Origin of the sequence: Actinospica durhamensis, from assembly GCF_018139695.1 — a bacterium.
Taxonomy (GTDB): Bacteria; Actinomycetota; Actinomycetes; order Streptomycetales; family Catenulisporaceae; genus Actinospica; species Actinospica durhamensis.
The window spans coordinates 1-7,988 of sequence record NZ_JAGSOG010000342.1 but is presented as its reverse complement, the minus strand read 5'-3'; the positions used below and the strand labels follow the sequence as shown (position 1 = coordinate 7,988).

Here is a 7,988-nt window from a genome sequence, read left to right as displayed (position 1 = left end):
GAGGAGGGTGAGGGCGGCGGAGGCGAGGGCGCAGATGCCGCAGGCGAGCAAGCCTATGTTGCCGGCGCTGCCGAGGGAGGTGAAGGCGAGTTGGTGGAGGCTGGCGGGCATCGGGACGGGGGTCTGGCCTGGGACGACTTGGAGGGAGTTGATGGCGAAGGCGCCGCCTTGCCGGGCGATGCCCGCTGCGGCGCCGGCGTGGGCTTGGTCGAGGCCGGAGGTGGCGAGGGCCTGGTTGAGGCCCTTGTCGAGCTTGCTGTTGGCGAGGGAGGTGCCGACGGCGCCGATGAGGACGGGGCCTAGAGCGAAGCCGAAGTCGCGCAGCAGGTTGGTGGTCGCGCTGGCCATGCCGGCCAGGTTGGGGGCGACGGTGTTGAGGGCGACGGCGGTGATCGAGCCTACGGTCAGGGCGAAGCCGAGGCCGAGGCACAGCAGCGGGGAGATGAACGCGGTCCAGGTGGCGGTGGTGATCTCGAAGGTGGAGCACCAGAATCCGGCCACCGCGATCAGGGCGAAGCCGCCGGTGAGCACCCAGCGCGGGGAGACCCTGTGGATGAGCCGGGAGACGACCGGGACCAGCAGGAAGGCGGGGACCTGGATGAACAGGAACAGGATGCCGATCTTGAGCGCCTCGACGTGCTGGACCGCGCCGAGCCAGATGCTCATCGAGTAGCAGGTGCCGAGGAACGCGAACATGCCGACGACGGCGGTGATGCCGGAGATGGCGAAGGCGCGGTTGGCGAACAGGTTCAGGTGCAGCAGCGGGGACGCGGTGCGCAGCTCGATCGCCACGAACGCGGCGAGGAAGACGGCTGCGATGACGTAGCCGAGCACGATCTGCCCTTTGAGGAAGCCGTCCGCAGAGCCCTGGGTCAGTGCCCACAGCAGCGCGACGAGGCCGACGGCGAGGGTGGCCTGGCCGGGGATGTCGAGCTTGCGGCCCTCGGGGGCGCGCGAGTCCTTCGCCCGGAGCGAGACCAGGAAGGAGATCACGGCGGCGCCGATGACGACGCCGTACGCGCCGCGCCAGCTGCCGTACTTGGCGAACAGGCCGGCCATCAGCGGGGATATCGCGGCGCCGATGGAGAGGAAGCCGGCCCACAGCGCGATGGCCTTGGTGCGCGCCTGCAAGTCCGGGGCGACGGCGGCGATCATGGCCAGCGAGATCGGGTAGAGCGCGCCCGCACCGATGCCGGCGACGGCCTGGCCCACGATCATCAGGTGCACGCTGTGCGCGTCGAGGCAGAGCGCGGCGCCGATCACGACGAGCACGGTGCCGCCGAGCAGGAGCCGTTTGCGGCCGAACAGGTCGCCGATCACGCCGAAGGTCAGTTCGAAGATCACCATGCAGGTCGCGAACGCGGCGCTGATCCAGGTCAGCTGGGCCCCGTTGATGTCGAAGACCTGTTGGAAGGTGCCGTTGAGGGCACCGGGTAGCGAGTACGCGACCTGGGCCACCGTCACGGCGAGACACGCCGCCGTGAGGGTCGCGCCGTAGCGCGCCGGGCGTGCGCTTGTGTGACTCATTTCCGCTCCTTTGCGGGAGCCTGCCCTCGAGGCCGGAACGCGGCCTCTCGGGTTCAGCGACTGAAGGGGGGCTCGATACCCGCGCCACCACGCGGTTTCTCGTGAACGCTGCCATACGCTTTACTCGACGTCAAGTAAAAACTCACGGCGTAATTCCAAGTGACAGGCCGACCATTCGACATTCAGGCAGCGGTACAGTGCCTCCATGGCGAAACTGCGCGAGGCCCAGAAGCAGATGACCCGGCGGCTGCTGCTCGAGTCGGGCCTGGACCTGTTCACGGCGAAGGGGTACGCGGCCACCACGGTCGACGACATCGCGACGGCCGCGGGCACCACCCGGGTGACCTTCTACGCGTACTTCCCCTCGCGCAGCGCGCTGATGAAGGCGTTGATCGACGAGCGGCTGAACGAGGCGCTCCAGCGCGAGCGCTCGGCCGAGCACGGCTCGACCGCGCAGGACCTGGTGGCCGTCGTGGCCGGGGGCAGCCCGGCGGCCATCGCCGGCTGGCTGCGCCGCACGGCCGAGAACTGGCCGGTCATCCACCCCATCATCCGGATCGGGCGGGACGCCGCGGTGGTGGATCCGGAGCTGACCGACCTGGTCGAGCAGTGGATGGAGGAGGCGATCAGCGACATCGAGGACGGGCTGAGCGCGGCCGGGCGGTTCGAGCCGCACCAGCGGCGTTTCCGCGGCGTGCTGGCCATGGCGCAGCTGGACTTCGTCGCGCAGAACTGGGGGCGGGCGCAGTGGAAGCTGAGCCGGGATCAGATGCTCGAGGAGCTCGCGGGGAGTTGGAGCATGTTGTTGACCGAGCCGAGCTGATCGGGCCCGGCTCAGCCGCCCCGGCAGATCGCGTGGGCGGCGTCGAGCAGCAGTCGGCGTAGCCAGCCGACGAAGTGCTGGTCGGCCAGGTGCGGGTTCCAGACCATGTCGATGCCGAGCCCGGGCAGCTTCTCCGGGAACTCCTCGATTCGCAGGTCGACCAGGTCGCGCATGGTCGTGGCCACGCGGTAGCGCAGCAGCGCGACGCCGCCGGACCGGGCGACGAGGTAGGGCACGAGCAGGTAGTCGGAGACCAGTGCGCCGACGCGGTGGTCCACGCCCATCTCGTCCAGGGCGGCGTACGGGAAGACGCGGCGTTCGGTGTCCACCACGACATGCGGCTGGGTTCTGAGCAGGTCGAGCGCGGTGGCCTCGGCGGGTGCGTCCCGTGAGGCCAGGACCACGATGCGGTCGTCGTAGAGGCGCTCGCGCGGGTGCGGCGAGCTGAAGCCCTCGGACAGCAGCACGACGTCCACGCCGTCCTCGGTGAACGTGGCCTCGGTCGGCACCGAGATCGTGCGCAGCCGCAGCGTGGCGCGCGGGGCGCGCTGCCCGAGCAGCCGGGCGAGGTGCGGTCCGATCACGAACGCGGTGCTGGTCGTCATCGCGACGGTGATCACGCGCGGGTCGACGCAGGGGTCGAAGGCGGGGAAGTTCACCACGCGGGCGGTCTGGCGCAGGGCCGCGCGCAGCGGCGCGATCAGCTGGGCACCGCGCGGGGTGAGCGTGAGGCCGCTGCCCTGCCGCACCACGAGGTCGTCGCCCAGCAGGCGGCGCATCCGGGCGAGCGCGTGGCTCATCGCGGGCTGGGACAGTCCCACCCGCTCGGCGGCTTTGGTGACGGAGCGTTCCTCGAGCAGGGCGAGCAGCGGTACGAGCAGGTTGAGGTTGACCGAGGCCAGGCGGTCCAGGGCGGAGCCCGCCGAAGCGGAGCCGGTCGAGTCCGTCGCCGAGGGGTCGTCAGTCTGGTCCGGATCGGTCACGATGAGCCACCTTACGCGCCGGGTCGGCACAGGCGGCGCAGGCGGGGGACGGGGATGCGGTAGTTGAGCGCGGCGGCGGCCGCGCTGCCGTCCGTCCGGGTCCAGCGCAGGAGAGACGGGGCGCCGGGTGCGCCGTCCACGTACTCCGGCGGTCCCTCGACCGGCAGCAGGTCACCCGCCGCGGCGATGTCCTCGCGTACGCGGCCGCGCGCGTCGACCTCGAGGACGCCGTCGCGGGTCAGGCCGGTGTCGGCCAGCCAGCGCGTGTTGGGGACGTCGCCGACCGCCGTCACGACCAGCTCCGCCTCAAGCACGGCGCCTTCGGCGAGGACGACACGGATTGCGCCGCCGCGTTCCTCCAGCCTGGCCACGGCGGTCTCGACGACTTCGAGGCCGTTCTCGGTCGCGTCAGCGAGGAAGATCTCGGCGAGGGCTGGGCGAGCTGGCCGGTAAGCGGAACTCCCTGGGAGACCACTGTCACCCGGCATCCGGCTGCCAGCGCGCCGGACGCGACCTCCATACCCAGCGGGCCGCCGCCGATCACGACGACAGAGGGCTTACTCGCCAGTCGGGCACGCAGGGCCAGGGCGTCGTCGAGTCCGCGCAGCGTGAGTTCGCCGGGGAGCTCGGACAGGCGGCGGGCGTGCGATCCGGTGGCGAGCACGAGGCGGGGCGAGCTGTGGCACCTGGACGGCCCGGAGCGCGAGCAACGCAATGCCCTGCTGCGCGAGCGGGAGACCTGCGACTACTCCTTCGTGGACTGGCTGTACGGGGCCACCGCGCTCCTGCCGGAGCAGGAGCCGCCGATGTTCGAGCCGATCCCGATCACGTCGGCAAGGAAGCGGACCGCACCAGTCGGCGTGCTCTGATACGGTCCGGTCCGGCGCGCGATCAGAACCAGTGCAGGCAGTGCGGCTGGCGGTCGGTGCGAAACAGGGCGTCGGCGCGGGCGGCCGCGCCGGGGTGGTGCGCCCGGATGTGCCCGGCCCGTATCAGGGTGCTTGGAACGGTGCCGCCGAGGTAGACCGAGCCGAGGTCGCTGACGTCCAGAGACAGGTCAGGGTCCTGATCGGTCGGGACGCACGCGGCCTTGCCGTCGCGGACGCTCAGCTGGTAGCGGGAGCGCTCGCCCAGGAACGGGTCGTCGACGTCGAGGACGAGCTCCCCGTCCGCGAACCAGCCGCGCGCCTCGAGGGCGGCCGGGATGTCGAGCAGGCGCACCCAGAGCCAGTCGGTCTGCCCGCCGAGCCGGCCGGCGCGGAAGTCGGCGAACTGCCAGCGCAGCGGGTGGTCCGGCGGCACGTGCTTGAACACGACCTGGGTGGCCAGGTCGTGGTCGAGGGCGAACCGGGTCAGGGCCGTGGCGATCTCGTCGTCGAGGGCGATGACCTCGTCGACCGTCAGGGTGCTGTCCTCGCGCAGGTAGCTCGCGTAGCCGTCCGGCCTGCCGTCGGCGTCGCGGTGCAGGGCGATGTAGCGCGGCGCGGCCGAGACCGGGGCCTGCCCGGCCCGCGAGCTCCACCAGTGCGCCGGACGGGAGACGGCGCCGGGCTGCGCGCGGCGGTAGCGGTCGTAGACCTCGTTCAGGATCTCGCCGCACTCGGCCCGCCGCAGCACCTCGATCGAGCCGGGCTGCGGTGCGATGCCGGCCCGGGCCGGGGCGAACGCGGACTCGTGCCGGTCGACCGTCATCTTCTCGGTGTAGGTGGCCGGACCGTAGCCGAACCTGCGGTAGATCAGGGCCTCGGAGGACAGCAGCACGGACATCGCCTCGCCCCGGGCGCGCAGCTCGGTGAGCTGATGGCGCATCATGGCGGTCAGCACGCCCTGGCGCCGATGCGAGGGCAGCACCGCGACCGCGGTCACCCCGCCGACCGGGGCCAGGCCGCCGCCGGGCAGCGTCAGTTCGAACGAGTACGCGCCCGCGGTGCCCACCGCCCGCCCGTCCGCGGTGTGCGCGAGCACGCCGCGGTCCATCTCGATCGCCGACCACCACAGGCCGCCGCCGTCGACCGGGGTCTCCACGAAGAGCCCGAACGCCGCGTGACACGTCTCGAGGAAGACCTCGAGATCCTGCTCGGTCGTGGAACGGATCTGCATACCGCCGGTGCCTCCTCGCGATCGGCGCCGCGACCTGCCGCGCCCGGGACAGTCCAGCGCCGGTTCGGCTGCGGGTCAAGTGATTTGCGCTCGGCGCTTGTGCCCACGGATTTCGTCCCGGCCTCAGAGCTCGGGGTGCCGCCTGCGGATCGCGACCCGCTCCCGCCAGCGGTGCGCGTCGACCGGGAAGAACCGCGACCACATGGGCATCTCGTACAACTGCTCCCGCGGCATCGTCCGCAAGGTCGCCGGCACCGGCTCCCACCAGGGGCGGTCGTGGAAGAGCCGGCCGAACGCCTCCCCCCGGCCCGGGTCCTTCGGGCCGTAGATCATCCGGGTGGGCGCGGGCTGGGAGCCGCACTGCCACCGGCTGTCCTGCGACAGGCGCAGCCGGTCGCCGCGGTTGGGCAGAGCCGCATGCGAGGTCAGACAGTGGAAGATCAGGACGTCGCCCATCGCGTAGTCGGTGCTCGCCCAGCCTTCCTCCGCCTCACCCAGCACCTTCAGCGGCCGGGGCCCGGCGCGGTGGCTGCCCGGCAGCACGGCCAGGCCGCCGAGGCGCCGCGGGATCGGCATCAGCGGGATCCACGAGGTGAGCATGTCGTTGACGGCCGTGCCGAGATAGTCCGCGTGCACGTACCGTCCGCGCGGCGGTTCTCGGCCCTCGGGGTAGACCGCGCGCAGCACCTTGACGGGATAGGAGAACGCATCCGGGCCCAGCAGGCTGCGCACCGTCGAACGCAGCGGATCGAGGTAGGGGATGCGGTTGAACGGCGGCGTACTCGCCGCGCGCAGGTAGGCCGGGTCGGAGACGGCCTCCCGGGCGTTGAGCGCGCGCGGATCGCCGGTCGGGCGCCCCTCGGCGTCCGCCCAGCCGCCCGCCGCCAGCGCCGCGCGCACGGCGGCGCCCGCCCGCTCGACCGCCGCCACGGGCAGCAGACCACGAAGATAGAGGTAACCGTCGATGCTCAGCCGGGCCCGCAGGGTCTCCGGGTCCGCGGCGTGCGGGCCGGAGTCGGTCAGCGTCCTCATGCCTCCGACGATAGGCGTCCGAGGTGAAATGGCCATAAGCACGACGGAGTCGTCGCGGGCCGACCGTGAAGCGCTCAGACCTTCGCCCGGCGGACCGTACGCCGTATCGGTATGCCGAATTAGGCCACGATGACACCTTCCGCACTCACCGGGGACGCACGGAGGGCATCGAACACCGACACCGTGAGCGCCCCGGAAACGGCCCCGTAACAGCAGACTTCAATGCTTCGAACCGGTGGCTTCCGGTCACAGCGGGATTGCGCCGCGATACCGCGTGTCTATACAGGATCCTGAAGTCGCTGGTAGTATCCGTGCGGGTCGCAACTGAATCGTCACCACGGGAGATCGACAGTGCTCATGGGGAAAGCACCGGTTGATGGATACACGGCGCTTCGAGTCGCCGGTTCCGCGCCGCGGACCCTCGCACTCCACCGCCTGTGTCTTTTCTGTTACACCTCCGGCTGTTGACCCTCACCGGATTCTCCCGGCGCCGGATCTCCACATTCCAGGGTTCTGATTCCGCGGACATCGGTGTCCCGCGGCGCCCGCTCCGGCCGGGCGTCTGACGGCAAGGACGCCGTCGAACCCGCACTCCACCACCACCCGTACCACCCGCGCGACCGCCCGGGCACCCACCACGCCTGCCCGGGCGGCAACGCGGCTTGCGCGCTCCCACCAACGCAGCCCGCCCTCGCTCGAATCGGATACATACACCATGGAATTCCGGTTGCTCGGACCCCTGTCCGTCACCCATGACACTGGGCCGGTCCGGCTCAACGGACGCCGCCAGCAGACCATCCTCGCGATGCTGCTGCTCGAACACGGACGGGTGGTGCCGGTGGACCGGCTGATCCTGGCGCTGTGGGGGGAGGCTCCCCCGGCCACCGCCCGCGACCAGGTGCAGATCGGCGTCTCCCGGCTGCGCCGGGCGCTGCCCGCGAGCAGCCGCAGCACGATCAGGACCCAGCGGCCCGGCTACCTGCTGGAGCTCGGCGCCGGCGACACGCTCGACCTCGACGGGTACACCGAGACCGCCTGCGCGGGCCGCAAGCAGCTGGCCGCCGGCGCGCTCGAGGAGGCGATCGCGCGGATGCGCGCCGCGCTGGGGCTGTGGCACGGGCCGGCGCTGGCGAACGTGGACAGCGCGCTGGTCGGCCGGATCGCGGCGGAGCTGGACGAGCAGCGGGTGAGCCTGCTCGAGGAGTGTCTGTGCGCCGAGGTCCGGATCCGGGCGGGCGACGACCTGGTGACCGAGCTGAGCATGCTCACCCGCGAATTCCCGCTGCGCGAGCGGCTCAGGTCGGCGCAGATGCAGGCGCTGCACCGGGGCGGGCGGCGGGCCGAGGCGCTGCACGTCTACCGGGAGACCCGCAGGCTCCTGATCACCGAGCTCGGCATCGAGCCCTCGCCGGAGCTGACCGAGCTGCACCAGCAGCTGCTGCACGAGCCCGGCGAGGCGGCGACGCAGCACCCGCAGACGCCGCCCCAGGCCGCCGTCCCGGCGCCGGCGCCCGTTCCCGCCC

The 7,988-nt window shown here is 71.7% G+C and carries 8 protein-coding genes and 1 pseudogene; 3 read left to right on the top strand and 6 right to left on the bottom strand.

Annotation, left to right across the window (positions count from 1 at the left end; all coding sequences use genetic code 11):
* On the bottom strand, window positions 1-1,527 hold a 1,527-nt coding region (locus KDL01_RS36755), incomplete at its 3' end, for an MFS transporter (protein ID WP_212533329.1).
* Between the two features lie 205 nt (window positions 1,528-1,732).
* On the opposite strand from KDL01_RS36755, the gene KDL01_RS36750 reads away from it, so the two are divergent.
* Window positions 1,733-2,350 (top strand): TetR/AcrR family transcriptional regulator, encoded by a 618-nt coding sequence (locus KDL01_RS36750; protein ID WP_212533328.1) that lies wholly within the window; start codon window positions 1,733-1,735, stop codon window positions 2,348-2,350.
* An 11-nt stretch (window positions 2,351-2,361) separates the two neighbouring features.
* Here KDL01_RS36750 and KDL01_RS36745 read toward each other — a convergent pair whose 3' ends face one another.
* The 3 genes and pseudogenes from KDL01_RS36745 to KDL01_RS45690 form a co-directional block, all read right to left on the bottom strand.
* Window positions 2,362-3,261, bottom strand: a complete 900-nt coding sequence (locus KDL01_RS36745; RefSeq protein ID WP_368861724.1) for a LysR family transcriptional regulator — start codon at window positions 3,259-3,261, stop codon at window positions 2,362-2,364.
* Between the two features lie 83 nt (window positions 3,262-3,344).
* Complete coding sequence (locus KDL01_RS44160) at window positions 3,345-3,821, bottom strand: FAD-dependent oxidoreductase (RefSeq protein WP_281415804.1); 477 nt, start codon at window positions 3,819-3,821, stop codon at window positions 3,345-3,347.
* Window positions 3,822-3,835: 14 nt separating this feature from the next.
* Window positions 3,836-3,997: pseudogene (locus KDL01_RS45690) on the bottom strand (FAD-dependent oxidoreductase); the annotation flags it as partial.
* On the opposite strand from KDL01_RS45690, the gene KDL01_RS36730 reads away from it, so the two are divergent.
* Entirely contained in the window at window positions 3,987-4,202 is a 216-nt protein-coding gene (locus tag KDL01_RS36730) for a hypothetical protein (RefSeq protein WP_212533325.1), read from the top strand. The pseudogene KDL01_RS45690 and the gene KDL01_RS36730 overlap by 11 nt on opposite strands.
* A 22-nt stretch (window positions 4,203-4,224) precedes the next feature.
* Here KDL01_RS36730 and KDL01_RS36725 read toward each other — a convergent pair whose 3' ends face one another.
* Window positions 4,225-5,433, bottom strand: a complete 1,209-nt coding sequence (locus KDL01_RS36725) for a GNAT family N-acetyltransferase (RefSeq protein ID WP_212533324.1) — start codon at window positions 5,431-5,433, stop codon at window positions 4,225-4,227.
* A gap of 123 nt (window positions 5,434-5,556) precedes the next feature.
* A complete protein-coding gene (locus KDL01_RS36720; protein WP_212533323.1) occupies window positions 5,557-6,465 on the bottom strand; it encodes a phytanoyl-CoA dioxygenase family protein in 909 nt (302 codons plus the stop codon).
* Window positions 6,466-7,180: 715 nt separating this feature from the next.
* Here KDL01_RS36720 and KDL01_RS36715 point away from each other — a divergent pair.
* Window positions 7,181-7,988: AfsR/SARP family transcriptional regulator (locus tag KDL01_RS36715; protein ID WP_212533322.1), on the top strand; the 808-nt coding region annotated here is incomplete at its 3' end.